General features: G+C 69.3%; 20 protein-coding genes. 11 read left to right on the top strand and 9 right to left on the bottom strand.

Annotated elements, in window-relative coordinates:
- The first annotated feature begins 3 nt into the window (after positions 1-3).
- From ACI2LP_RS05910 to ACI2LP_RS05900, 3 genes are all read left to right on the top strand, one after another.
- Positions 4-849, top strand: coding sequence for an isoprenyl transferase (locus ACI2LP_RS05910; protein ID WP_404723322.1), 846 nt, complete (start codon positions 4-6; stop codon positions 847-849).
- Positions 846-1,181 (top strand): hypothetical protein, encoded by a 336-nt coding sequence (locus ACI2LP_RS05905; protein ID WP_404723321.1) that lies wholly within the window; start codon positions 846-848, stop codon positions 1,179-1,181. Before ACI2LP_RS05910 ends, ACI2LP_RS05905 begins: the two co-directional genes overlap by 4 nt.
- A gap of 131 nt (positions 1,182-1,312) precedes the next feature.
- On the top strand, positions 1,313-3,769 hold the full coding sequence (locus ACI2LP_RS05900; protein WP_404723320.1) for a tetratricopeptide repeat protein: 2,457 nt from the start codon (positions 1,313-1,315) through the stop codon (positions 3,767-3,769).
- Between the two features lie 268 nt (positions 3,770-4,037).
- Here the strand turns inward: ACI2LP_RS05900 and ACI2LP_RS05895 are convergent, their stop codons facing one another.
- From ACI2LP_RS05895 to ACI2LP_RS05880, 4 genes are all read right to left on the bottom strand, one after another.
- Entirely contained in the window at positions 4,038-4,469 is a 432-nt protein-coding gene (locus ACI2LP_RS05895; RefSeq protein WP_404723319.1) for a Fur family transcriptional regulator, read from the bottom strand.
- A gap of 62 nt (positions 4,470-4,531) precedes the next feature.
- Positions 4,532-5,425, bottom strand: coding sequence for a metal ABC transporter permease (locus ACI2LP_RS05890; RefSeq protein ID WP_404723318.1), 894 nt, complete (start codon positions 5,423-5,425; stop codon positions 4,532-4,534).
- 2 nt (positions 5,426-5,427) lie between these two features.
- Positions 5,428-6,186, bottom strand: coding sequence for a metal ABC transporter ATP-binding protein (locus tag ACI2LP_RS05885; RefSeq protein WP_404723741.1), 759 nt, complete (start codon positions 6,184-6,186; stop codon positions 5,428-5,430).
- A 35-nt stretch (positions 6,187-6,221) separates the two neighbouring features.
- Complete coding sequence (locus tag ACI2LP_RS05880) at positions 6,222-7,193, bottom strand: metal ABC transporter substrate-binding protein (protein WP_404723317.1); 972 nt, start codon at positions 7,191-7,193, stop codon at positions 6,222-6,224.
- 200 nt (positions 7,194-7,393) lie between these two features.
- Between ACI2LP_RS05880 and ACI2LP_RS05875 the strand changes: the two genes are divergently transcribed.
- The 3 genes from ACI2LP_RS05875 to ACI2LP_RS05865 all read left to right on the top strand — a co-directional run bounded on the left by ACI2LP_RS05875 (position 7,394) and on the right by ACI2LP_RS05865 (position 9,624).
- Positions 7,394-8,773 carry a glycine--tRNA ligase gene (locus tag ACI2LP_RS05875; protein WP_404723316.1) on the top strand — a complete coding sequence of 460 codons (1,380 nt, stop codon included), beginning with the start codon at positions 7,394-7,396 and terminating at the stop codon, positions 8,771-8,773.
- Positions 8,774-9,025: 252 nt separating this feature from the next.
- Positions 9,026-9,229, top strand: a complete 204-nt coding sequence (locus ACI2LP_RS05870) for a hypothetical protein (protein ID WP_404723315.1) — start codon at positions 9,026-9,028, stop codon at positions 9,227-9,229.
- A 185-nt stretch (positions 9,230-9,414) separates the two neighbouring features.
- The gene (locus tag ACI2LP_RS05865; protein WP_404723314.1) at positions 9,415-9,624 is read left to right on the top strand and encodes a DUF6243 family protein; all 210 of its coding nucleotides are present in this window, start codon (positions 9,415-9,417) and stop codon (positions 9,622-9,624) included.
- Between the two features lie 99 nt (positions 9,625-9,723).
- Here ACI2LP_RS05865 and ACI2LP_RS05860 read toward each other — a convergent pair whose 3' ends face one another.
- Positions 9,724-11,163 carry an MFS transporter gene (locus tag ACI2LP_RS05860; protein ID WP_404723313.1) on the bottom strand — a complete coding sequence of 480 codons (1,440 nt, stop codon included), beginning with the start codon at positions 11,161-11,163 and terminating at the stop codon, positions 9,724-9,726.
- A gap of 101 nt (positions 11,164-11,264) precedes the next feature.
- Between ACI2LP_RS05860 and ACI2LP_RS05855 the strand changes: the two genes are divergently transcribed.
- Positions 11,265-12,119: a helix-turn-helix domain-containing protein gene (locus ACI2LP_RS05855; protein WP_404723312.1), complete on the top strand. Its 855-nt coding sequence runs from the start codon at positions 11,265-11,267 to the stop codon at positions 12,117-12,119.
- A gap of 73 nt (positions 12,120-12,192) precedes the next feature.
- On the opposite strand, the gene ACI2LP_RS05850 is transcribed toward ACI2LP_RS05855, so the two are convergent.
- From ACI2LP_RS05850 to ACI2LP_RS05835, 4 genes are all read right to left on the bottom strand, one after another.
- Positions 12,193-13,353, bottom strand: a complete 1,161-nt coding sequence (locus ACI2LP_RS05850; RefSeq protein WP_404723311.1) for a hypothetical protein — start codon at positions 13,351-13,353, stop codon at positions 12,193-12,195.
- A gap of 30 nt (positions 13,354-13,383) precedes the next feature.
- Positions 13,384-14,016, bottom strand: coding sequence for a dioxygenase (locus tag ACI2LP_RS05845; RefSeq protein WP_404723310.1), 633 nt, complete (start codon positions 14,014-14,016; stop codon positions 13,384-13,386).
- 228 nt (positions 14,017-14,244) lie between these two features.
- A complete protein-coding gene (locus tag ACI2LP_RS05840) occupies positions 14,245-16,800 on the bottom strand; it encodes an ATP-binding protein (RefSeq protein WP_404723309.1) in 2,556 nt (851 codons plus the stop codon).
- Between the two features lie 95 nt (positions 16,801-16,895).
- Positions 16,896-18,326, bottom strand: a complete 1,431-nt coding sequence (locus ACI2LP_RS05835; RefSeq protein WP_404723308.1) for an MFS transporter — start codon at positions 18,324-18,326, stop codon at positions 16,896-16,898.
- Positions 18,327-18,378: 52 nt separating this feature from the next.
- Between ACI2LP_RS05835 and dusB the strand changes: the two genes are divergently transcribed.
- The 4 genes from dusB to ACI2LP_RS05815 all read left to right on the top strand — a co-directional run bounded on the left by dusB (position 18,379) and on the right by ACI2LP_RS05815 (position 24,957).
- Positions 18,379-19,539, top strand: coding sequence for a tRNA dihydrouridine synthase DusB (gene dusB, locus ACI2LP_RS05830; protein WP_404723307.1), 1,161 nt, complete (start codon positions 18,379-18,381; stop codon positions 19,537-19,539).
- 295 nt (positions 19,540-19,834) lie between these two features.
- Positions 19,835-20,323, top strand: a complete 489-nt coding sequence (locus ACI2LP_RS05825) for an HAD family hydrolase (RefSeq protein WP_404723306.1) — start codon at positions 19,835-19,837, stop codon at positions 20,321-20,323.
- A 368-nt stretch (positions 20,324-20,691) separates the two neighbouring features.
- A complete protein-coding gene (gene ppdK / locus ACI2LP_RS05820; RefSeq protein WP_404723305.1) occupies positions 20,692-23,400 on the top strand; it encodes a pyruvate, phosphate dikinase in 2,709 nt (902 codons plus the stop codon).
- Positions 23,401-23,937: 537 nt separating this feature from the next.
- Complete coding sequence (locus ACI2LP_RS05815) at positions 23,938-24,957, top strand: ArsR/SmtB family transcription factor (protein WP_404723304.1); 1,020 nt, start codon at positions 23,938-23,940, stop codon at positions 24,955-24,957.
- The last annotated feature ends 50 nt before the right edge of the window (positions 24,958-25,007 follow it).

The following is a 25,007-nucleotide window of genomic DNA, read 5'->3' as shown; positions in this document are numbered from 1 at the left end:
CGCATGGCACGACGCGGAATCCTGGGTCGGTCCCGCCGCGAGTACAAGGTCCCCGAGCCGCACCCGTCGGGCGCCCGTCCGCCGAAGATCCCCGGCGAGCTGGTGCCGAACCATGTGGCGTGCGTGATGGACGGCAACGGCCGCTGGGCCAAAGAGCGCGGTCTGCCGCGCACCGAGGGGCACAAGGTCGGCGAGGGTGTCGTCCTCGACGTGCTCAAGGGCTGCCTGGAGATGGGCGTCAAGAACCTCTCGCTGTACGCCTTCTCCACCGAGAACTGGAAGCGCTCGCCCGACGAGGTGCGGTTCCTGATGAACTTCAACCGGGACGTGATCCGGCGTCGCCGCGACGAGATGAACGAGCTCGGTATCCGTATCCGCTGGGTGGGGCGGATGCCGAAGATGTGGAAGTCGGTCGTCCAGGAGCTCCAGGTCGCGCAGGAGCAGACGAAGGACAACGACGCGATGACGCTGTACTTCTGCGTCAACTACGGCGGACGGGCGGAGGTCGCGGACGCGGCGCAGGCGATCGCGCGGGACGTGGCGGCGGGGAAGCTCGACCCGTCGAAGGTGAACGAGAAGACCTTCGCGAAGTACCTGTACTACCCGGACATGCCGGACGTGGATCTCTTCCTGCGGCCGAGCGGCGAGCAGCGTACGTCCAACTACCTGATCTGGCAGAGCAGTTACGCGGAGATGGTCTTCCAGGACGTGCTGTGGCCGGACTTCGACCGGCGGGACCTGTGGCGGGCGTGCCTGGAGTACGCGCAGCGGGACCGGCGGTTCGGCGGTGCGATCCCGAACGAGGAGCTGGAGGCGATGCGGGGGCGGCCCGAGGGCACCTCTGCATGAGCGGACGTGGATGTGGCGGCGCCGTGCTCTTCGCGGTCGCGGCGCTGTTCGCCTACGCAAGCATCATGAGCACCATCGAGATGGAGACGTTCCCCGGGCTGCGCGACAACGACGCCGGGCTCGCGCTTTTCTTCGCCGTCCTCGCCGCCGGGGCCGCTGTGGCCGGTCTTTTCTTCGCGGGACGCCGCTCCCGCCCTGCCCTGGTGGCCACCGCATGTGTGGCCGTCGCGCTGACCTGGCGCGTGTACACCGTCGCACCGGCTATGCACTGCTGGGACCACAACAGCGTCGGCCGCAACGACGACGGCTCCTACGACTGCTACGACCGCTAGGAACCGCCGTCGCTGCGCCGGCCGGCACGCCTGGTCCACCGGGCGGACGCGCATCCGATCCTCGTGCCGCGACCACCCGCACCGGTGAGAGCCTGTAGACACCTATGGACACGACTGCCCATGCTTGTCCCATGGGGGGAAAGCGGCTGATCTACGCGGTATCACTGATAGCGGTCATCGCCGCAGCGGTGCTGGCTGCGGTATCAACTGGCCTGCCAATCCACGTTCCTGCCTGGATGACTGTTCTGATCGGCGCGGCGGTTCTGGGTGCAGGACTGGCCAAGGGATTGCTCGAGGCGCTGAGTGTTCGACTGTCACGGCCATTGCAGCAGTCTGGCCTGCGAGATGAGGCATTTGGTGCGGTGGGTGGCCGACACGAGAGGGTCGAGCAGGTGACCGGGCGGCTGGTGTTGAACATTCATGCCGCGATCCCTCTTCCCGAAGAATCCGATCCGGAACTGTCGGAGGAGTATCCGGAGTACGTCCCTCGCGACCTGGACGCGGATCTCCGCGCATGGCTGAGAGGGCACACTGTTGCAGGCGGCTTGGTCGTCCTGGTCGGCGGTTCCGCCGCTGGAAAAACGCGCTGCCTGTACGAGGCGCTTCGTGCCGAGGTTCCCGACTGGTACTTCCTCCGTCCGGACACGGGCCAGAAGATCAATGCACTCGTAGCGGCCGGGGCTGACCTCTCACGGTGCGTGCTGTGGCTGGATGACATCGAGAAGTTCTTTGTGGCAGATGCGATGACCGGTGCCACGGTCAAGCAGATACTGATGGGACGTCACGGAAATGTTCTCCTGGCTGGAACGGTCCGCAGCGAGGAACTTGACCGGCTCGTTGCTGGACCCCTCACCAGGGAGAACCAAAGCATAAATCAGAATGCCCAGGAGGTTCTGGGTCTGCTTGCTCGCTGGTCTGGCCGCCCATCCGGGCCGGAGCGGGCGGTGCGCTTCGACACATCAAGTAGGTTCAGCGACCTGGAACTCGCCCGCGCCGTCACCCTGGCCTCATTGGATCCGCGGTTGAATGCTGCCGTTCGGCTTGCGGATCACGGAAACGTGACGGCGGTCCTCGCGGGCACGGACGATCTGATCAATCACTGGAAGAAGCCCAGCGGACATCGTGGCGGTCAAGCAGTAATCACCGCAGCAGTCCTGGCTCGGAGCTGCGGCTACTCCGGCCCCATTCCGGTTGAGCTTCTGGAAATACTCGCGATGAGAATCCTGGCTGCCGAGGGCAATGCGCCCGCTGACACGGATTGGCTCGATGGCTCCCTACGATGGGCGAAGACACCGGTAGGAGGCGAGATCTCGGCGATCCTTGCAGTCCGCACTTCGATCGGCCAAGCGGCCGGATACAGGGTGTCGGACATATTGGTCGAGTTCGCCCAGGACCAAGGCGATCCGTCGCTGCAGCGCGCCCGAGCGGATGAAGCCACCTGGCGCCTGTTGCTCGCTCGAAGCGCCGGACCCGTTGGAGTCGAGATCGGTGTGCACGCGTACTACTACGGTATGCGCGTCATCGCCGAGGAGGCCTGGCAGGCAGCAGCTGATCAAGGCGATACAAGGGCGATGCGCAACCTCGGATGGCTGTGGGAGGAGCGGGACGATCAAGACGCGGCAGAACGTTGGTACACCCAGGCGGCCGACGGTGGTGACACCGATGCCATGACGATCCTTGGGCACCGGTTCTTTGAGGCTGCGGTGCCAGAGCTCGCCGAGCGCTGGTTTCGGCAAGCGGCCAGCCTCGGAAGTATCTGGGGAATGAGCACACTTGGCTTCTATCTGTCGGGGCGCGGCGCGCCCGAGGAAGCCGAAATTTGGTATCTCAGGGCAGCCGAGTTGGGCGATTCCAATGCAATGTGCAACCTGGGGTACTTGCTTCAGCGGCAAGGCGATGTTGCGACCGCCGAACATTGGTACCGAGCCTCGGCAGAGCTACACCACTCTGGAGCAATGGGGAATCTTGCCAGGCTCCTGCGCGATCAAGGTGACATAGAGGGGGCGCTCATTTGGTACAGAGACGGAGCTGAGCAGGCATACGCCGACGTCATCGCGGCCGAGCCCGGTCAGCTTTGGCCTGGCGAAGGTGGCGACTTAGGTCAATCCAACGCAATGCTGGAATTTGGCGAACTCCTGGCCGAGCAAGGCCAAAAGGATGATGCTGAACAGTGGTTCAAGCGAGGCGCCGCGCTCGGAGACCCGCGGGCTGCGGATAAGCTGGCGACCTCGCACGCTGAGCGCGGCGACACCGCGACCTCGAACGAATGGCGCCGCACTGCGGCAGATCTCGCCCATGGCAATCTGTCACGCAATGCGTTCTCACTGGTCGCTGCATATGGAAAATCAGCTGTTCTACGGCACTCTGGGATTATGCTCAGACTCGCGGAGCACTTGGCGCAAGCCGGCGAGCTCACCGAAGCCGAGACCTGGGCTGAACGGGCAGCGATTCAAGGTAATCCCCATGCTATGCGCACTCTTGTCACCCTCATGTCCCGATTGGATCGGCTGGACGAAGCCGAACGCTGGAGCCAGTTGGCGGAAGCGACAGAGGGGGGCGAACTGGGTGGCGTCACCGGGCAAGCGTAGGGAGCTCGTGGTTCACGCGGCAGTGTGCGCCATGGCGTTCAGCGGGGAGGGGGACGCGTAGGGGTCGTGTTCTGGACGTAAAAGGGCGCAGCTCGCGCGAAGCGCGGTGAGGAAAGCAGTCCAGAATTCGAGCCCCGAAGCGGCCCCAGACGGTGCGCTCCCGGCACGGGGCAAGCCCGCACCCCGCACTCAGCTCCCGGCCGCCCCCGTGGTCCGGGGCAAGCCCGAAGCCCGCACCCGGCACGGGGCAAGCCCGGTCCCGTCAGCCCTACGCCGAGGAGCCCGCGCACTCCGCGCACGTGCCGAAGATCTCCACCGTGTGCGCCACGTTCACATACCCGTGCTGCGCCGCGATCGTCTCCGCCCACTGCTCCACCGCCGGGCCCTCCACCTCCACCGCCTTGCCGCACACGCGGCACACCAGGTGGTGGTGATGGTCGTCGGTCGAGCAGCGCCGGTAGACCGACTCGCCCTCGGAAGTACGCAGCACATCCACCTCGCCCGCGTCGGCGAGGGACTGCAGCGTGCGATAGACCGTGGTCAGGCCCACCGAGTCGCCGCGGTGCTTGAGCATGTCGTGCAGCTCCTGGGCACTGCGGAACTCATCCACCTCGTCGAGCGCCGCCGCCACCGCGGCACGCTGCCGGGTCGACCGGCCTCGCACAGGGGCGGTGTTCCCGCCCGTTGGCGCCGTCGCCACAGGTGCCTCCTCGCTTCGCCCGCCATACCTACGTACGTCGGGTCATTGTGCCAGGCCCGGACTCAGACCTTGACGTCGTCGCTCGGCCGCCGGGTGCCGGGCAGGTCCGCGGTGCACTCCGCCGTAGTCGCCTCCACGGCGCGTGCACGTCGCCTCGCCAGGGGTACAGCCAGTGCGGTCAGCGTCACGAAGACCGCGATGGCCAGCAATACGATCGTCGCTCCCGGCGGCACATCCTGGTAGTAGGAGGTGACGGTTCCGGCCAGCGAGACGGCGATACCGATCGCCACGGCCAGGGCGAAGGTGGCCTTGAACGACCGTGAGATCTGCTGTGCCGCGGCCACCGGCACCACCATCAGGGCGCTGACCAGCAGCAGGCCGACCACCCGCATTGCCACGCTCACCGTGACCGCCGCGGTGACGGCGATCAGCAGATTGAGCGCCCGCACCGGCAGCCCGGTCACCCGCGCGAACTCCTCGTCCTGGCTGATGGCGAACAGCTGCCGCCGCAGCCCCAGCGAGACGAGTACCACGAACGCGGCGAGCAGCGCGATCGCCGTCAGGTCCTCTTCGGAGACCGTGGAGAGCGATCCGAACAGGTACGAGCTCAGATTCGCCGTCGACCCGGTGTCCGAGATGTTGATCAGCAGGACGCCGCCCGCCATACCGCCGTAGAAGAGCATCGCGAGGGCGATGTCGCCGCGGGTGCGTCCGTACGCCCGGATCAGCTCCATCGCGACCGCGCCCACGACGGAGACAAGCGTCGCCATCCACACGGGGTTGGTCGACAGGAGAAAGCCGAGGCCGACACCGGTCATCGCGACATGTCCGATTCCGTCGCCCATCAGCGCCTGCCGGCGCTGCACAAGATAGATGCCGACGGCGGGCGCGGTGATGCCGACGAGCACGGCCGCGATGAGCGCCCGCTGCATAAAGGCGGTCTCGAGGATTTCCATGATCAGGTCAGCAGTCCCGTGCGGAGCGGCTCGTCGGCCGCGTGCGGATGTACGTGGTCGTGGCCGGGCAGGGCGTGCTGCCCCACGGCCTTCGGCGGGGGCCCGTCATGGACGACGCAGCCGTCGCGCAGCACCACCGCGCGGTCGATGAGCGGCTCCAGCGCACCCAGCTCGTGCAGCACCAGCAGCACCGTCGTCCCGGCGGCGACCTGCTCGCGCAGTGTCCCGGCGAGGATCTCCTGGCTGACGAGGTCCACGCCCGCCATCGGCTCGTCCATGATCAGCAGTTCGGGGTCGGAGGCGAGCGCACGGGCGATCAGCACCCGCTGGTGCTGGCCGCCGGACAGGGCGCTCACCGAGTCCTTGGCGCGGTCGGCGAGCCCGACGAGCTCGATGGCGCGCTGCACGGCCGCCCGGTCCGCCTTGGAGTGCCGGCCCAGCCTCGTACGCGAGAGACGACCGGAGGAGACGACCTCCCGCACGGTCGCGGGCACACCGCTCGCGGCGGTGGTGCGCTGCGGTACGTAACCGATGCGCGACCACTCCCGGAAACGGCGCAGCTCGGTGCCGAACAGGGCGATCTCGCCGCCGGTGAGCGGCACTTGGCCGATCACCGAGCGCACGGCGGTCGACTTGCCCGAACCGTTGGCGCCGAGCAGCGCGACGACCTCACCGCGCTGCACGGTGAGGTCGATGCCGCGCAGCACGGGCCGCGAGCCGAGCGTGGCCTGTGCCCCGCTGACGGATATGACGGGCTCCATCGCTCGTGCCTCCGATACGTCGTCCACGTCGTACGTCACTTCGCGCCGAGAGCCTTCTGCAGCGCGGCGAGGTTGGATTCCATGACCTCGATGTAGTCGCGGCCCTTGGACTTGTCCGTGATCCCCTCGAGCGGATCGAGGACGTCCGTCTTCAGGCCGGCGTCCTCGGCGAGGGTCTTGGCGGTCTTGTCGCTGGCCAGGGTCTCGAAGAAGACCGTGCTGACCTTGTCCTTCACCGCGACGGCCTGCAGCTCCTTGATACGGGCCGGGCTGGGCTCGGACTCGGGGTCGAGGCCCGCGATGCCCTCCTGGTCCAGGCCGTACCGCTCGGCGAGGTAGCCGAAGGCGGAGTGGGTGGTGATGAAGGTCTTGGTCGCGGTGTTCTTGAGGCCCGACCGGTATTCGGTGTGCAGCCCGTTCAGCTTGGTGACAAGCGCGTCGGTGTTCTTCTTGTAGTCCGTCGCGTGGTCCGGGTCGGCCTTCTCCAGCGACGTGCCGACACCCTTGGCGACCTCGGCGTACTTCACGGGGTCGAGCCAGATGTGCGGGTCGGCGCCGGCCTCGCCCTCGTGACCGTGCTCGTCGTGCCCGGCCTCCTCGCCCTCGTGGCTGTGGCCGCCCTCCGTGCCGTGGTGCTCCAGCTTGGTCAGGGTGGCGGCGTCGAGCTTGTTCTTCGCCTCGGACTGGGCGATGGCCTTGTCGACGGCGGGCTGGATGCCCTTGAGGTAGAGGATGTAGCCCGCTTCGTTCAGCTCGGCGGTCTGGCGGGGCTTGAGCTCGAGGTCGTGCGGCTCGATGCCGGGCGGGGTGAGGGCGGAGACCGAGACATGCTCGCCGCCGATCTGCTCGGCGAGATACTGCATGGGGTAGAACGACGCCACCACCTTCAGCTTGCCGTCGCTGCTCCGGCCGTCGGCGGCGGAGCCGGAGCAGGCGGAGACGGCCATGAGGCCGAGGGCGACGGCTCCGGCGGCGGCGGTGGCGGGTATGGGGCGGCGTACGTTCATGACAGTCATTTTCAACAAAACTGGAAACGATTGTCAACAAAGCAGCCGAGCCGCCCCTGGCCCTTACCGATTTGATCCGGGGGGTGCGGCCGCCGGTAACCTGAAGCATTCGCCCGCCCGTCTCCCGACCACCACCCCTCACCGAGGCGCTTCGCGCCGCACCTGTTAATTCCCGTCGTCGTCGTAATGAAGAGAGCACCGTGGCCGCCGACAAGATCGACACCATCGTCAGCCTGAGCAAGCGCCGTGGCTTCGTCTATCCCTGTAGTGAGATCTACGGTGGTCAGAAGGCCGCCTGGGACTACGGCCCGCTCGGCGTCGAGCTCAAGGAGAACATCAAGCGCCAGTGGTGGCGCTACATGGTCACCTCCCGTGAGGACGTCGTCGGTATCGACTCGTCGGTGATCCTGGCCACCGAGGTCTGGGAGGCCTCCGGCCACGTCGCCACCTTCACCGACCCGCTCACCGAGTGCACCTCCTGCCACAAGCGGTTCCGTGCCGACCACCTGGAGGAGGCGTTCGAGGCGAAGCACGGCCGTCTGCCCGAGAGCCTTGCCGAGGTCAACTGCCCCAACTGCGGCAACAAGGGCCAGTTCACCGAGCCCAAGCAGTTCTCCGGCCTGCTCGCCACGCACCTCGGCCCCACCCAGGACTCCGGCTCCATCGCCTATCTGCGCCCCGAGACCGCCCAGGGTATTTTCACCAACTTCGCCCAGGTGCAGCAGACTTCGCGCAAGAAGCCGCCGTTCGGCATTGCCCAGATGGGCAAGTCCTTCCGCAACGAGATCACGCCCGGCAACTTCATCTTCCGCACCCGCGAGTTCGAGCAGATGGAGATGGAGTTCTTCGTCAAGCCGGGCGAGGACGAGAAGTGGCAGGAATACTGGATGGAGCAGCGCTGGAACTGGTACCGCGACCTGGGTCTCCGTGAGGAGAACATGCGCTGGTACGAGCACCCGGCCGAGAAGCTCTCCCACTACTCCAAGCGCACCGCCGACATCGAGTACCGCTTCCAGTTCGGCGGCAACGAGTGGGGCGAGCTCGAGGGCGTCGCCAACCGCACCGACTTCGACCTCTCGGCGCACTCCAAGGCCTCCGGCAACGACCTGTCGTACTTCGACCAGGAAGCCGGCGAGCGCTGGACCCCGTACGTCATCGAGCCCGCCGCCGGTGTCGGCCGCGCCATGCTCGCCTTCCTCCTCGACGCCTACAACGAGGACGAGGCCCCCAACGCCAAGGGCGTCATGGAGAAGCGCACCGTGATGCGCCTCGACCCGCGCCTCGCGCCCGTCAAGGTGGCCGTGCTGCCGCTGTCCCGCAACCCGCAGCTCTCCCCGAAGGCCAAGGGTCTCGCCACGGACCTGCGCAAGAACTGGAACATCGAGTTCGACGACGCGGGCGCCATCGGCCGCCGCTACCGCCGTCAGGACGAGATCGGCACCCCGTTCTGCGTCACCGTCGACTTCGACACCCTCGATGACAACGCCGTCACCGTGCGCGAGCGCGACACGATGACGCAGGAGCGTGTCTCGCTGGACCAGATCCAGCAGTACCTGGGCAGCCGTCTGCTCGGCTGCTGACCACTCGCTTCACCGGCCGGCCGGGCCCACGGCCCGGCCGGCCTTTGCGTGCCCCCGTGCCGTAAGCGCCAACGGGTCGCGGACGTCGAGGAGTTCATCGACACGCTGCCCGGATGCTGCGCTTCCTGGAAGGTGGCGCCCGAGCGCCCGCCGGGCGCATGCGGGGCGACGGGTGGGGCAATAGCGCGACAAGGTAGTGCTGTTGATGTTGAACCTGCTGCACACTGGGCGCACCCATCACCTGGAGGAACGATGCCGTCCATGACCACGAGCAAGGTCAGCAGATGGGATCAGCACGGCCGCGAACACGTCGTGCATGTACGGAAATCGGGCATGCAGCGCATGCTGACCTGCGACACCTGCGGCTGGCGCAAAGGGGCGCAGTTCCTGCCCTGGCTGAAGGCGGAGGAACACCTGGCGGATGCCCACCAGGCGACGGTCGACCCCAGCGCGTGACGGTTCCCCGCAGCTGCTGACCCGGCTGAACCGGCCACCCGCTCGAAACCGATGTGCTCAGACTGCCCCCGGCGCGGTAGCGTCACGTGCATGTCTTCGTTCTTCCAGATCTACGAGTGAGAGGGCGGCGGTCGATTACCGCCCCCGTCTGACGAGTCCCGAGTCACTTCTCATGGGAGAACCCCGTGGCCAAGAGCCGTAACAACCTCCTCGGCGTGGGCGGACAGCGCAAGAAGCTGTCGCGCGCCGACCAGCAGGGCAACGGTCCGGCGCGCAACGCCGACCGCAAGGCAGCCGCCGACCACAAGCAGGAGCTGGTGCGCAAGATGCGCGAGCGCGCCCAGGGCGAGACGGACGACCAGTCGCCCGACCAGTCGCCGCAGGGCGAGGCCTGATCAACACCGTGGGCCCGGATCGCAGTGTGCGATCCGGGCCCACGGTCATGTCCGGTCACGGTCATGTCCGGGCGCCCGGTCATGACAGTCCGCGCGCCATCAGTTGACCGTGCGCGGCAGGCGCAGGCTGAGCAGACCCACCAGTACCACCATCCCCAACTGCACCAGCAGTGTGACCGTCAGCGCCTCACGCATCCCCGCCGAAGTGACCAGCGACAGGAACAGCGAGCCGAGCGTGGCCACGCCCAGCGCCAGCGCGGACTGCTGGGTCGTCACCATCACCCCGCTGCCCACCCCGGCCCGCTCCATCGGTACGTCGGAGAGCACGATGCGGAAGATCACCGGCAGTTGCAGGCCCTGGCCGAAGCCGGCGAGCGCGACGCCCGGCAGCAGTTCCACGAACCCCACGTGCGGCCAGGTGTCCCACACGGTCAGCGCCAGTACCGAGATGCCCACGGCCTGCAGAACCGAGCCCGCCGTCACGATCCGGCTCCCGTACCGCACGACCAGCCGCGGCCCCGCCAGCGACGCCACGAAGAAGGCCAGCGCCATCGGCGCCAGTGCCAGACCGGAGGCGACGGCCCCCATCCCGGCCCCCTGCTGCATCGCCACCGCGATCACGAACATGAAGCCGCCGAAGCCGATCGAGAACGGCAGCACCAGCGCGAGCCCACGCCGCAGCGAGACCTGCGCGAACAGGCTCGGCGGCACCAGCGGCGTACGCCCCTGCCGGTCCGCGCGCCGCTCCACCCGGTAGAAGGCGACGGCCGCGAGCGGGAACACCGCCAGCGCGATCCAGGTCCACAGCGGCCAGCCGGCGGCCCGCCCCTCCGTCAGCGGCGCCAGCAGCGTCACCAGGGCCACGGTCAGCAGCAGCGTCCCGGGCACATCGACCGGCGCGGGGCGCTCGGCGCGCGTCCTCGGCACCGAGCGGACCGCCAGCACCAGGCCGATCAGCGCCACCGGCACGTTCACCAGGAAGACCGCGCGCCAGCCGCTGCCCGCTATGTCGGCGGCGACGAGCACGCCGCCCAGGATCTGCCCGGCGACCATCGAAAGACCGGCGGTCGCTCCGTAAAGGCTCATCGCCCGGGCCCGGCGCGGTCCGGCCGTCGCCGCCTGGATGGTGGCGAGCACCTGAGGCATCATCAGCGCGGCCGCGGCGCCCTGGGCCACCCGCGCTCCGACCAGCGTCCAGGCGTCCGGCGCGAGGCCGCACGCCAGGGAGGTCAGTCCGAAGGCGGCCATGCCGACCAGAAAGAGCCGCTGGCGGCCGAACATGTCGCCGAGCCGTCCGCCGAGGACGAGGAGCACGGCGTACGAAAGTCCGTATCCGGCGATCACCAGTTCAAGGAGTGCCGGGCCCGCGGCCAGGTCGTGGTCGATGGTCGGCAGGGCGACATTGACGATAAAGAAGTCGATCAGCGGAAGTGCCGCACCGAGCAGCAGGGTGAACAGCCCGAGCGGGCCGAGGACAGGCCCGCTCCGGCCGTTACCGGCGCGGACGGGCTCTTGGGAAAGGACACTGGTCTCACTCACGTCCTCGACAATGCGCCCCCGCTCAGCCTGGTACCAGAGTGTCTTTATCCTGGTACAAGCACTACCTGGCAATGGTCCGGGCCGTTCGGCACCCTGGGAGTATGACGACGATGGTGCAGGAGTCCGACGTACGAAGGCATGAGCTCGCGGGCTTTCTGCGCAGCCGTCGCGAGCGGATCACGCCCGAGCAGGTCGGCCTGCCGCGCGGCCGCCGCCGGCGCACCCCCGGGCTGCGCCGGGAAGAGGTGGCCCAGCTCTCCGCCGTCGGCGTCACCTGGTACACCTGGCTGGAGCAGGCCAGGGACATCCAGGTCTCCCCGCAGGTCCTCGACGCGCTCGCCCGCGCGCTGCTCCTCGACCAGAGCGAGCGCGCCCATCTCTTCGCGCTGGCCGCGGCCGCCGACCCGGCGCCGGGCGGGTCCTGCCCGACCGTCACGCCGGCGCTGCGGCAGCTGCTGGAGCAGCTGGAACCGATCCCGGCCTGCATCCAGAACAGCCGGTACGACATCCTCGCCTACAACCGGACGTACGGACGGCTGCTCTGCGACCTCGACGCAGTGCCGCCCGAGGACCGCAACTGCATGATCCTCGCCTTCACCAACGACGACTGGCGGGCGGCGGTCGCCGATGTGGGGGACGTGAACCGGACGATGGCGGCCAAGTTCCGTGCGTCAATGGCCGAGCATCTCGCCGAGCCCGCCTGGACGGCACTGCTGGGGCGTCTTGAGACGGTCTCGGAGGAGTTCCGCGAGGTGTGGGCGCGCCATGAGGTCGTCAGCCAGGGCGGCAGGACCAAGCTGATCCGCAACGCCCATGTCGGCCTGCTGCACCTGGAGCACAACAACCTCTGGCTGGGGCCCACCACGGGCGCGCGCCTGATCAGTTACGTACCCCTCGACGAGCAGAGCCGCGAACGGCTCGAGAAACTCCAGGCGTTGGCGCTCGCCGAGGTCTGAGCGCGCAAGAACTTCCGCACGGGTCCGGGCCCGGACCGTGGCGTGCGGTCCGGGCCCGGGTTCGGTGTGCCGGTCAGCCCGTGAAGCGGGTCACTGCCGGGACCAGGTCGCCCTGCTTGGCGATGCCCACGGTCCACAGGCCTGCGGTGTTCGGCACAGTGGTGAACGCTCGCACCACCACACCGGGGTCGGCTGCCTTCTCCCAGCGGCGCTGCTGCGTGTCGAAGCGCAGGGCGAGTGAGACGGCGCCCTTGCCGCCGACCGCCCACAGCTTGCCGTCCCCGGCCCTACCGACGGCTCGAAGCCGGCCGTCGGCGATCTCGGGTGTTTTGACGTCGGTCCACTTCTTGCCGTCCCAGTGGACCGCGTAGGGGCGATCGCCTCCCTTGGACGTCGAACCGCCCACCGCCCATATGTCGTCGGCACCCAGTGCGGTGATGCCGCTGAGCCAGCGGTGCTCGTCCTTGGCGGCGGTGGGCGCGGCGACCCGCGTCCAGGAGGTGCCGTCCCAGTGCAGCAGCAGGGCCGTCTCCGTGGCGTCGTCGGTGGCGAAGGACGTGCCCGCCGCCCAGATGTCGTCCGGTGCGACGGCGGTGAGGCTGGTGAGTTCGCCCTTGCCGACGTCGGGCAGGGTCTGCCTGCGCCAGGCCGTGCCGTCCCACGCCTGGATGGCGGGGACGCCGTTCTTGATGCCCTGCGGCACCGCGCGGCCGGCCGTCCAGGCCTTCCCGTCGGACGTCGTCACCACTGCGTCGGGTGTCAGTCGGCCCGCGGGGTCACGGTCGAGATTGCGCGTGGTCCAGGAGGTGCCGTCCCAGTGGACCGCCGTCGCACCGACCGCCCAGATGTCACTGGCCGACCGTACGGCGAGCGCCTGCGGGAAGCTGCCGTCCGGCAGTGTCGACTGCTGAGTCCAGGACGTGCCGTCCCAGTGCAGGGCCAGGGTTTCCAACTCGGTGTCGCTCTTCAGCCGGTAGCCGACGGACCAGGCCTGCTTGTCGCTGAGCGCGGCCACGGCGGTGATGTCGCCCTTGGCCACCGGGACCGTGGTCGACTGCCACTGTCCGGCGACGCGCGCCGGTGCGGCCGCCGCGTCCCTGGCGGCGGGCGCGGGTCCGGCCCAGCCCGTGCCGGCGGCGATCAGGCCCCCGGCCGCGATGGCGCCCGCGGCCAGCGCCGCCACCAGCGGCCGCCGTCCGAGATGCAGGCGCCGGGATGACTTGCTCGTATTCATCACGGAAATCCTTGAGTGATCGGCGGTCGGCTACTTGGCCGTGGTCTGGATGACGAAGTCGAAGGCGCCGGTGTAACCGCCGTCCTTCGGGCCTGCCAGCGCGATCGTGCAGGCCCGGTTGAGGAGTCGGTCCGCGGCGTTGAGCGTGGCGAAGTCCCTTCCGTACGCCTGGGTGTTGTCGGGGAAGTACAGCTGGGTGACGAGCACCGGTCCGCCGGGGGCCTGGACCTGGGTGTGGATGTGGGGAGCCCGCTGGCCCCAACGGCCCCAGTAGTCCCGGGGGATGATCGTGCTCAGCCGGAACGCGCCCCTGCTGTTGGTGTACTGGTGTCCCCGCAGCGAGAAGCCAGCGGTGTCGTAGTCGCCGTTCTGGTCGCACTGCCAGAACTCGATGAGCGACCCGGGCAGGGGCTTGCAGGCGGTGTCGTAGACGATGCCGCTCAGTTCGAGCCGCACTCCGCGGATCGCGGGGGTGATGAAGTCCGTCCGCTCGGGGGACTGCGGTTTGAAGAGCGGGCCCTCGGTCGCCGCAGGGGTCTCGTGACCGTCGCAGGCGGGCGTGACGGCGAGCGGGCGTCCCACCGCGCGTGCCTCCTGCACCGGGCTCACCGGTGCCGCCAGGGCGGCACCGGCCGCGCTCGTCGCCACAAGGGCGGCGGTCATTCCCACCGAACTCGTTCTGATGAACGCCCGCCTCGAGCTCGTGTGTTCGCCGTCCGCATCGTGGTCGTGCCGCATCGCGTCTCCTTGCCGGATTACTGTCCAGGCAGGGCATTCCGTGGGGGGAGGAACCGGATCCACGCCGTCGGGTCCTTGGAATGCCCTGTTCCGCTCAGACTGGTCGCTGCGGCGGGCGCGCGGATCGTTCGGATGACCGGCGACTTGGCGGCGTTACGAAACCTCGCCGCGGCGCGGATCGTGCACGGGGGCGGCCCGGCGCTGCTCCCGACCGGCCACCCACAGCGCGATCTGCGTGCGCGAGCGCATGCCCAGCTTGTCCCGCACGTTGTCGAGGTGGGTCGAGACGGTGCTCGCCGACAGATCCAGACGGGCCGCGATCTCGCGATTGGTCAGTCCCTCGGCGACCAGCGCCGCCACTGTCATCTCCCGCCCGGTGAGCGGGGACTGCCCGTTGTCCGTACGGACGGCCGGTATCAGTCCTTCGCCGGTCCCGCGCAGGGCGTAGGCGATCAGCCGCTGCCAGCCCATCCCGCGTCCCTGGGCCACCGCGGTGTCCCGCCCCGCCGGGGTCAGCGCCGCCGCCGCGCGGTCCGTCGCCGACTCGACCTGCCGTTGCCACTCGGCCTCCGGCTCGGTGTCCAGCCGTCTGCGCGCCTGCGCAGCGGCCGCGAACAGCCGCAGCGACCGCTTCATCTGGCCCCGCTCGGCCGCCACGACGGCAAGCCCCTCCAGCGGATACAGCGCGTGGAAGCTCTCGCCGGGCACCGTGCGCAGGCCCTCGGCGAACAGGCTCTGGGCCGCGTCGGCATCGCCCAGGGAGAGCCGGATCGCACCGGCGGTGTGCAGCGCGGCCGCCGACTGCGCCCAGGGGGACTGTCCGCGCAGCAGCGGCAGGCAGGACGACATCAGCTCGTCGCCCTCGGCCGCCTTGCCGATGTGCAGCAGAGCCCAGGCCAGATGGTGGCGGCACCACGCCGTCTCGCGAGGTCGGCCGAGTGCGGCGACGATGTCCAGGCACTCCGCGAAGTCGGCGACGGCCCGGGCGAACTCGCCGCCGCACACCAGGGCGGCGGCCCGGGCGTCCAGGGCGTTGGCGAGTGCGGTGGGGTTGTCGCGCCGCCGCTCGATCGCCACCGCCTGCTCCGCGAAGTGCAGCGCGGCTGCCGGGTCCTGCTGCTGGCAGGCGGCGCGTGCGGCGAGCGCCAGTGCCGCACCGCTGTGGGCGGAGCCGTCGTCCTGCGCGAGTACCTGGGTCAGCAGGGCGCGGGCGGCCGTCAGCTGCTCCTGCTGGAAGCGCACCCGAGCGAGCGCGAGGGCCAGCCCGAGGGGCGGCCTGCCGTCGCGACCGGTGGCGTAGGCGACTGCCGCCGCAAGGTTCTCCCGTTCCCTCGCCGGTGCTCCGCCGATCTGGTCGGCGAAGATCTGTCCGGCGGTGGGCTCCAGCAGACCGGTCAGCCAGTCCAGCGCCCGCTGCCAGGTCCTGTGCAGTTCGCCGGAGTCGGCGAGCCGGTCCAGCGCGTAGGCGCGGATGGCGCTCAACTGCCTGAATCTCGCGGTGTCTTCGGTTCCCGGCAGCCGTACGATCAAGGACTTGGCCTCCAGGGCGCACAGCACGCGCAGCACATCACGCGGCGGCACCCCGCCGTCGGCGCAGACCGCGGCCGCGCCCACGGCGTCGAATCCGCCGACGAGGACGGCGAGACGGCGGAAGAGGGTCTGCTCCTCCGGGTCCAGTAATCGATGGCTCCAGTCGATCGCCGCGGCCAGTTCGCGATGCCGGCCGGGCCCGGTCCTGCTGCCGTCCGTCAGAAGCGCGAGCTGGTCGTCCAGGCCGGCCAGGATGTCGCTCAGCGGAAGCGCTCCGGTGCGGCGGGCCGCCAGCTCGATGGCCAGCGGCATCCCGTCAAGACGCCGGCAGATCTCCGCCACGGTCCGGGCGTTGGCGGCGTCCAGCGCGAATCCGGGTACGCGGCCGGCGGCGCGCTCCACGAAGAGCCGTACGGCATCGGCCTGCAGCACCGCTGCCGGGTCGCCCTCGGCGGCGAGCGGTGACAGGGACAGTTCGCCGACCCGGAACACCACTTCGCCCGGAACCCGCAGCACCTCGCGGCTGGTGGCGAGGATCCGTAGCCGGGGGCACCGGCTCAGCAGTGCAGCGGCCAGCTGTGCGCACGGCTCGGCCAGGTGCTCGCAGTTGTCCAGGATCAGCAGCATCGAACGGTCGCCCAGTGTGTGGGCGAGCATCTCGACGCCGCTGCGGCCGCCGCGCTCGCCCAGGCCCAGTGCGGTGGCCACGACCTGGGGCAGCTGATTGCCGTCGTGCAGCGAGTCCAGCTCGACGAACTGGGCTGCCCGGCCGTCGGCGCCGCCGCGCAGGCTCCCGGCGAATTCCAGCGCGAGTCGGGTCTTGCCGACCCCGCCGGGGCCGGTGAGGGTCAGCAGCCGCGCCGACTTCATCAGGGTGCGCAGCCGGGACAGTTCGCGACCGCGGCCGACGAAGGAGTCGAGTGCACGCGGCAGTTCCCGGCCCCGCACGGGCGTGGTCGATGCCGGGGCCCGGGGCGGTTGCGTACGGTCCCCGGGCGCGGCGGGCGGCTGCGTACGGCCCGTGCCGTCCTGTGCCGAGCGGCGGCGGAAGGCTCGCTGCCGGCAGGCGGCACAGCAGTAGCGGGCGGGCCGGCCGCCCTGCGCCGGCTCACTTCCCGTACGCCTGCCCTTGCCGGGCAGCTCTCTCCCGCACTCCTCGCACGTTCGACTCGGGCTCATCCGTCGAATCCTCGCCGACCGGCCGCACCCGGCACCACCGTCTCCGCAGAAGGTGAGCCACGCCCCACGGCGGCTGAGCACGGGCTGAGTGCCCGCTATGCGCTCGCTGTGGACGGCGCCTGGTCCCGCTCCGGCGGCTGAAGCCGCTCCGCCGTGCGCCGCGCCGTCTGCTGTGCCCATGCCCCGCTGGTCAGGGCTCCGACGACGAGTACGCACAGTCCGCATCCGGTGATGACCCACCAGGCGGGCCTGCTCGCGGCGACGAAGCCTGCTGTGTACGAGGTGGCGGAGACACCGGCCGCAAGGACGGCCCCGATGACGGCGACACCGAGGGTCTGCCCGATCTGGCGGCTGGTGGAGGCGACGGCGGCGGCGACCCCGGCCTGCGCACGCGGCATTCCGGAGACGGCGGTGTTGGTGATCGGCGCGTTCACCATGCCGAAGCCGAGGCCGAACAGGACATAGCCGGCGAACATGAGGGGCGTCGACGTCTCGGCCCGGAAGGCGGCGAAGAACACACCGCTCGCGGCCATCGCCGTGCCCGCGATCAGCAGTGACAGCCGCGGTCCGCGGCTGGCGACCAGCCGTCCCGACAGCGGCGCGCAGACAAAGCAGAGGGCGGCCATCGGCAGCATGTACAGACCGGCGTGCAGGGCGGACAGGCCGCGGATGTCCTGCAGATAGAGGGTGTTGATGAAGAGGAACCCGCCGAGTGAGGCGAAGGCGCACACCGCGATGACAGTGGCCCCGCTGAACGGCGCGGAGCGGAAGAAGCGCAGATCGATCAGGGGCTCGCGGCGCCTCGGCTCGTACAGCAGCAGTCCGACGAGCGCGACGGCGGCGATCACGGCGAAGAGGGGAGCGGGGGCCTCGATGATCGCGTACGTGAGCGATCCGAGCAGGGCGATGACCAGGAGCTGGCCGACCGGGTCGGGGCCGCGTGGCTTCGGGGCGCGGGAGTCCGGTAGGTAACGCCAGGTCAGCAGAAGGGCAAGGATCCCGACGGGCAGATTGACCCAGAAGATCGAGCGCCAGCCGACGCCGTCCACGAGCACTCCGCCGACCAGCGGCCCCGCGGCCATGGAGATGCCGACGACACCGCCCCAGACGCCGATCGCGCGGGCGCGTTCACGCGGGTCGGTGAAGGTGTTGGTGATGATCGACATGGCGACCGGGTTGAGCATGGAGCCGCCGACTGCCTGGACCATGCGGAAGGCGACGAGCGCTTCGAGGCTGGGGGCGAGGGAGCAGAGCACCGAGCCGAGGGTGAACAGCACGAGCCCGATCCGGAAGATGCGGCGGCGGCCGATCCGGTCGGCGGTGGAGCCCATGAGCATCAGCAGCGAGGCGAGGACCAGGGTGTATGCGTCGATGGTCCACTGCATCCCGGCGACGGAGGCGCCCAGCTCCTTGCGCATGGCGGGCAGCGCGACATTGAGAATGGTGTTGTCCACGCTGACGATCAGCAGGCTCATACAGCAGATCGCCAGGACCAGCAGGCGCCGTCGGTGTGTGAGCTCGGGCATACGCGGATAGTACGGCTGAGTGATGACCGGCGTCGTACGCGACAATGGACGGATGACCACGCTCGCCCCGCCCCTGTCGACGTCCTCTCCGGCGCTGAGGATCGGCCCGCACGCCGTGCAGCCGCCGGTGGTGCTCGCGCCGATGGCCGGCATCACGAACGCCCCCTTCCGAACCCTCTGCCGTGAGTTCTCCGGCGGTAAGGGGCTGTTCGTCAGCGAGATGATCACGACGCGGGCGCTGGTCGAGCGCAATGAGAAGACGATGCAGCTCATCCACTTCGACGAGAGTGAGACCCCGCGGTCCATTCAGCTGTACGGAGTGGACCCGGTCACCGTCGGCAAGGCCGTTCGGATGATCGTGGACGAAGATCTGGCCGACCACATCGACCTGAACTTCGGCTGCCCGGTGCCGAAGGTGACCCGCAAGGGCGGCGGCTCGGCGCTCCCGTACAAGCGGCCGCTGCTGCGGGCGATCCTGAACGAGGCCGTCTCGAACGCCGGCGCGCTGCCGGTGACCATGAAGATGCGCAAGGGCATCGACGACGACCACATCACGTATCTCGACGCGGGCCGGATCGCGGTCGACGAGGGCGTGACGGCGATCGCGCTGCACGGGCGTACGGCGGCGCAGCATTACGGCGGCACGGCGGACTGGGACGCGATCGCCCGGCTGAAGGAGCACGTACCGGAGGTCCCGGTGCTCGGCAACGGCGACATCTGGTCGGCGGACGACGCGCTGCGGATGGTGCGCGAGACGGGCTGCGACGGGGTGGTCGTGGGGCGGGGGTGCCTGGGGCGGCCGTGGCTCTTCGGGGACCTGGTGGCGGCGTTCGAGGGCACGGGCACGTATGCGACGCCGACGCTGAAGGAGGTCACGGTGGTGATGCGCCGGCATGCGGAGCTGCTGGGGGAGTGGATCGGCGACGAGACGCGCGGCGTGATCGACTTCCGTAAGCATGTGGCCTGGTATCTGAAGGGCTTCTCGGTGGGCTCCGAGATGCGCAAGAAGCTGGCGATCACGTCGTCGCTGGCGGAGCTGGACGCGCTGCTGGCGGAGCTGGACCTGGACCAGGCGTGGCCGGTGGGGGCGGATGGGCCTCGCGGGCGTACGTCGGGGAACAACCGGGTGGTGCTGCCGGAGGGCTGGCTGAGGGACCCGTACGACTGCGCTGGGGTCAGCGCGGATGCGGAACTGGACACGTCGGGCGGCTGACGCGGCGCCGGGGCTGGCTGCGCCGCGCCCGCGGTAGTGCTGGATCGCCGTCCCCGGACCCCCTGTCCTCAATCTCCCCCAACACTTCGTCCGGGGGGACCACCACGGGGCTTGATTTGTGCGGCGGGCCGGATTGCTCGGCCGGGCTTGCGCGCCGCCCTGGGGCTCCGCCCCGGACCCCGGCGCCGTGTCCGTGGGCCGGGCCGTGGAGGACACTGCCGCTCATCTGATACGCGTCTCGGGCGCCGTGGGAACGGCCACCGTCGGGACAAAGAGTGCAAAAGAGTCCAATGGGGTGGCCCTGAGTGCCACCTCGCTGGCGGCGGCGCTGACGGAGTCCTTTCATGCACGGGTCGAGGCCGGGGCCCCGCTGCGCCCCGGCGTGGCGCGGCTGCTGGCCGAACTCGAGCGGATGCAGGTGCCGTTTGCCCTGGTCAGCGCCTCGCCCCGGATTGTCGTCGACACGGTGGTCGCGGGTGCGCTGGCCGATGTGCCGTTCTCCTTCACGCTCTCGGCCGACGACACCGTACGGACCAAGCCGCATCCCGATCCCTACCAGGCGGCCGCCGCCCGGTTCGGCGCGCTGACCAGGTCCTGTGTGGCGGTCGAGGACTCGCCGGACGGCAGCGCGTCGGCGCAGGCCGCGGGGTGCCCGGTGCTGGTGGTGCCCTCGCTGCTGCCGGTGCCCGCATCGCCCGGCCGGGTCTTCGCGGATAGCCTGGAGGACGTGGATCTCGACGTGCTCAGGCGGTGTGTTTCGGCCCGGGAAACGGGGTCCGGATGATGGGACGGAAAGCCTCGCGGCCGCGTGATTCTCGCCACCCTTGATAGGGGTGGCGCTCAGATGAGCGAAATGGCGTCGACTGCACCTCTCGGAGGTGTGGCACCCAGTGCCACCCCTCTTGGGTTCAGTCGGCATAGCGACTTGTCGCTGTGTGTAGCAGTGATCGCGAAGGTCATTGCCCTGCGTATTCATGACTTCAGGACTTGAAAACACGCGATAGATCCACTTCGCCGCTGGATACTTTCGATCTGGTGGCGGACGAGTGGTTACAGCCGTATGACGAGCAAGTGGACGTACCCAGACGCCTTTGATCTGGGTATGTTCCTCGCCGTCAGGGCAGCCACCGAGTCCTCGAGGAGTCGAGACCCGTGTCGGAAAACAAAGATCAGAAGTTCGTCTACGACTTCACCGAGGGCAACAGGGACCTCAAGGACCTGCTCGGCGGCAAGGGCGCGAACCTCGCTGAGATGACCAACCTCGGCCTCCCCGTCCCTCCGGGCTTCACGATCACCACCGAGGCGTGCAAGGTCTACCTCGAGAGCGGCCAGGAGCCCGCCGCGCTGCGCGACGAGGTGAGTGCGCACCTCGACGCCCTCGAGCAGTCGATGGGCAAGAAGCTCGGCCAGGCCGACAACCCCCTTCTCGTATCCGTACGGTCGGGCGCGAAGTTCTCCATGCCCGGCATGATGGACACCGTCCTCAACATCGGCCTCTCCGACGACTCGGTGGCCGGGCTGGTCCAGCAGGCGGGTGACGAGCGCTTCGCGTGGGACTCGTACCGCCGGCTCATCCAGATGTTCGGCAAGACGGTCCTCGGCGTCGACGGCGAGCTCTTCGAGGACGCCCTCGACGAGGCCAAGGCCGCCAAGAAGGTCACCGTCGACACCGACCTCGACGCCGCCGACCTCAAGAAGCTGGTCAAGCACTTCAAGAAGATCGTCTCCCGCGAGGCCGGCCGCGACTTCCCGCAGGACCCGCGCGAGCAGATGGACCTCGCGATCCGCTCGGTCTTCGAGTCGTGGAACACCGACCGCGCCAAGCTCTACCGCCGCCAGGAGCGCATCCCCGGCGACCTCGGCACGGCCGTCAACATCTGCTCCATGGTCTTCGGCAACCTCGGCCCCGACTCCGGCACCGGCGTCGCCTTCACCCGTGACCCCGCCAGCGGCCACCAGGGCGTCTACGGCGACTACTTGCAGAACGCGCAGGGCGAGGACGTCGTCGCGGGCATCCGCAACACCGTGCCGCTCGCCGAGCTGGAGACGATCGACAAGAAGTCGTACGACCAGCTGATGCAGATCATGGAGACCCTCGAAACGCACTACAAGGACCTGTGCGACATCGAGTTCACCATCGAGCGCGGCCAGCTGTGGATGCTGCAGACGCGGGTCGGCAAGCGGACCGCGGGCGCGGCCTTCCGTATCGCCACCCAGCTCGTGGACCAGGGCCTGATCGACGAGGCCGAGGCGCTGCAGCGGGTCAACGGCGCGCAGCTCGCCCAGCTGATGTTCCCCCGCTTCGACGAGAACGCGAAGGCCGACCTGCTCGGCCGCGGTATCGCGGCGTCCCCGGGTGCGGCCGTCGGCAAGGCCGTCTTCGACTCGTACACCGCGGTCAAGTGGTCGCGCTCCGGCGAGAAGGTCATCCTCATCCGCCGTGAGACCAACCCCGACGACCTCGACGGCATGATCGCCGCCGAGGGCATTCTGACCAGCCGCGGCGGCAAGACCTCGCACGCCGCCGTCGTCGCCCGCGGCATGGGCAAGACCTGTGTCTGCGGCGCCGAGGACCTCGAGGTCGACACCAAGCGGCGTCGGCTGACCGTCAACGGGACCGTCATCGAAGAGGGCGACGTCGTCTCCATCGACGGCTCCACCGGCAAGGTCTACCTCGGCGAGGTGCCGGTCGTGCCGTCCCCGGTCGTCGAGTACTTCGAGGGCCGGATGCACGCGGGCGCCGACGACGCCGACGAGCTGGTCGGCGCCGTGCACCGGATCATGGCCTACGCGGACCGAGTACGCCGCCTGCGAGTACGGGCCAACGCCGACAACGCCGAGGACGCGCTGCGCGCACGGCGCTTCGGCGCGCAGGGCATCGGCCTGTGCCGCACCGAGCACATGTTCCTCGGTGAGCGCCGCGAGATGGTCGAGCGGCTCATCCTCGCCGACACGGACGAGGAGCGCGAGCAGGCGCTGGGCGCCCTCCTGCCGCTCCAGAAGAAGGACTTCGTCGAGCTCTTCGAGGCGATGGACGGACTGCCCGTCACGGTCCGGCTGCTCGACCCGCCGCTGCACGAGTTCCTGCCGGACATCACCGAGCTGTCGGTGCGCGTCGCCCTCGCCGAGTCCCGCAAGGACGCCAACGAGAACGACCTGCGCCTCCTTCAGGCCGTGCACAAGCTCCACGAGCAGAACCCGATGCTGGGTCTGCGCGGGGTACGCCTCGGTCTGGTCATCCCCGGTCTGTTCGCGATGCAGGTACGGGCGATCGCCGAGGCCGCGGCCGAGCGCAAGAACGCCAAGGGCGACCCGCGCGCGGAGATCATGATCCCGCTGGTGGGCACCGTCCAGGAGCTGGAGATCGTCCGCGAGGAGGCCGACCAGGTCATCGCCGAGGTGCAGGCCGCCACCGGCACCGACCTGAGGCTCACCATCGGCACGATGATCGAGCTGCCGCGCGCCGCGCTGACCGCCGGTCAGATCGCCGAGGCGGCGCAGTTCTTCTCCTTCGGTACGAACGACCTCACCCAGACCGTGTGGGGCTTCTCCCGCGACGACGTCGAGGCGAGCTTCTTCACCGCATACCTGGAGAAGGGCATCTTCGGGGTCTCCCCGTTCGAGACGATCGACAAGGACGGCGTCGGCTCGCTCGTACGCAGCGCGGTGGAGGCGGGCCGGGCCACCCGGCCCGATCTGAAGCTCGGCGTGTGCGGTGAGCACGGCGGCGACCCGGAGTCGGTGCACTTCTTCCACGAGGTGGGTCTGGACTACGTGTCCTGCTCGCCGTTCCGCATCCCGGTGGCGCGTCTGGAGGCCGGCCGGGCAGCGGCCGAGTCGAAGGGCAGCGACTCCCGATAAGCCGCCGGAGCCGTCGCCGGTCTCCCGAGGGTTCGCCCCTGGGGGATCGGTACCTCGAACCCTCACCGACCCGGTGGCGGCTCCGGAGCACCAGAGGAAGGGGCGGGCGCCTGTGCGGGGCGCCCGCCCCTTCCGCCTTTTTCAGGGGTTTGAAAAAGTCCCTGTTGAATTCCGGACCGCTACCGGCACCAGGGCGTTACCGGCAATCGAATTCCTGCCATCTTCCTGCCATTCACTGAGCAAACAAGGGGCGGGGCGCGGCCTGCGGATCCCCATCCGCAGGCCGCGCCCCATTACCCGTGCCGGACAGGGAGCCGCAACCTTCTGTCGCCCGCCGCCGGACGCGCAAAGCCCCCCACGGTCTTCGCAGCGCCCATCGGTGACAGAAGGTTTCCTGCCCGACGCCGTACAGCCTTTCGGTTGGCACCCGACCCTCGCGAGGCGTTTCAACTGTGGCTGAAACACCGTGGTAACGTCCTGTGATTGAGTGCATACTCAGTGCCGGGGGCGATTGCGGATGCAACAGGTGGGGGTTCAGTGCTTCGTATCCATTTCACTGGGGACGACCTAGCCGGGGTACGGATGGCGGCCCGACCGGATGTGTTGTGGGAAACCATTCTCAGTTTTCACCGATTGCGGGAGCGGCGGCGTGCCCTGGCGTTCGGGGAATGGCGCTCGGAAACCCGGGCCCGGTTGAATGGTGAAACACGGCTGCTCGCCGCGCTGGTGCCGCCGCGGGGTTATTTCCCGGACTTTCTGACACCTCCCGAAGGGGGGTACGGCCTGGAGGCGGGACTGGAGGCGCTGCGGGCCACGTCGCCCGGACGCCTGCACTCCGAACTGGCCCTGGCGGCCACCGGACGCACCGCTGTTTCGGTGCTGCCGGGCCGACCCACCTCGCCGGTGCTGCCGGGCCGGCTCGCGGATCTCGCCGAGGGCAGGCCCGAGGCGGTGGCCCGTCTCGCCGGGGCGCTGCGCAGCTACCACCGCGCCGCCATCGAGCCGTACTGGCCGCACATCCAGGCCAGAGTCGAGGCGGACCGTGCGGTGCGCGGCCGCGCGCTCCTTGACGGCGGTGCGGGCGAACTGCTCGCCTCGCTGCCACCGGTGCTGCGCTGGCGGCCGCCGGTCCTGGAGGCGGACTATCCCGTCGACCGTGAACTGCACCTGAACGGGCGGGGGTTGCTGCTTCAGCCGTCGTTCTTCTGTCGGGGCACACCAGTGGTCTACCGAGACACCACGCTGCCGCCGGTGCTCGTCTATCCCGCCGCCCACAGCAACGCACCGGCCTTCTGTGAGAGCGGCGGTCCCTCGCTCGGCAAGCTGGTCGGCCACACCCGCTCGGCCGTTCTGCAGGCCATCCGCTACGGCTGTACGACCAGTGAACTCGCCCGCAGGGCAGGGGTGTCACTGGCCTCCGCCAGCCAGCACGCGGCGGTGCTGCGGGAGGCGGGCCTGATAGTGACGCTGCGCCATGGCAACGCCGTACTGCACACCCTCACTCCGCTGGGCGCCGCACTGCTGAGAGGCGGCGCCACTGCGGAGGCCGCAGGCTAGGTCCTGGGTCCTGTCCGGTCGGTCAAGCCGGACAGGCTCAGGCGCGGATC

The sequence above is a fragment of the Streptomyces sp. NPDC019890 genome (genome assembly GCF_044903445.1).
Classification (GTDB): Bacteria; Actinomycetota; Actinomycetes; order Streptomycetales; family Streptomycetaceae; genus Streptomyces.
This window is presented reverse-complemented; position numbering and strand designations above follow the sequence as displayed.

What these genes read in the sequence shown, in the direction of transcription:
- ACI2LP_RS05855 (WP_404723312.1), top strand. Translation starts at nt 11,265, where the DNA reads ATGACGACGATGGTGCAGGAGTCCGACGTACGAAGGCATGAGCTCGCG.
- ACI2LP_RS05910 (WP_404723322.1), top strand. Translation starts at nt 4, where the DNA reads ATGGCACGACGCGGAATCCTGGGTCGGTCCCGCCGCGAGTACAAGGTC.
- ACI2LP_RS05835 (WP_404723308.1), bottom strand. Translation starts at nt 18,326, where the DNA reads ATGCCCGAGCTCACACACCGACGGCGCCTGCTGGTCCTGGCGATCTGC.
- ACI2LP_RS05840 (WP_404723309.1), bottom strand. Translation starts at nt 16,800, where the DNA reads ATGAGCCCGAGTCGAACGTGCGAGGAGTGCGGGAGAGAGCTGCCCGGC.
- ACI2LP_RS05880 (WP_404723317.1), bottom strand. Translation starts at nt 7,193, where the DNA reads ATGAACGTACGCCGCCCCATACCCGCCACCGCCGCCGCCGGAGCCGTC.
- dusB (WP_404723307.1), top strand. Translation starts at nt 18,379, where the DNA reads ATGACCACGCTCGCCCCGCCCCTGTCGACGTCCTCTCCGGCGCTGAGG.
- ACI2LP_RS05885 (WP_404723741.1), bottom strand. Translation starts at nt 6,186, where the DNA reads ATGGAGCCCGTCATATCCGTCAGCGGGGCACAGGCCACGCTCGGCTCG.
- ACI2LP_RS05870 (WP_404723315.1), top strand. Translation starts at nt 9,026, where the DNA reads ATGCCGTCCATGACCACGAGCAAGGTCAGCAGATGGGATCAGCACGGC.
- ACI2LP_RS05845 (WP_404723310.1), bottom strand. Translation starts at nt 14,016, where the DNA reads ATGACCGCCGCCCTTGTGGCGACGAGCGCGGCCGGTGCCGCCCTGGCG.
- ACI2LP_RS05905 (WP_404723321.1), top strand. Translation starts at nt 846, where the DNA reads ATGAGCGGACGTGGATGTGGCGGCGCCGTGCTCTTCGCGGTCGCGGCG.
- ACI2LP_RS05850 (WP_404723311.1), bottom strand. Translation starts at nt 13,353, where the DNA reads ATGAATACGAGCAAGTCATCCCGGCGCCTGCATCTCGGACGGCGGCCG.
- ACI2LP_RS05900 (WP_404723320.1), top strand. Translation starts at nt 1,313, where the DNA reads ATGGGGGGAAAGCGGCTGATCTACGCGGTATCACTGATAGCGGTCATC.
- ACI2LP_RS05890 (WP_404723318.1), bottom strand. Translation starts at nt 5,425, where the DNA reads ATGGAAATCCTCGAGACCGCCTTTATGCAGCGGGCGCTCATCGCGGCC.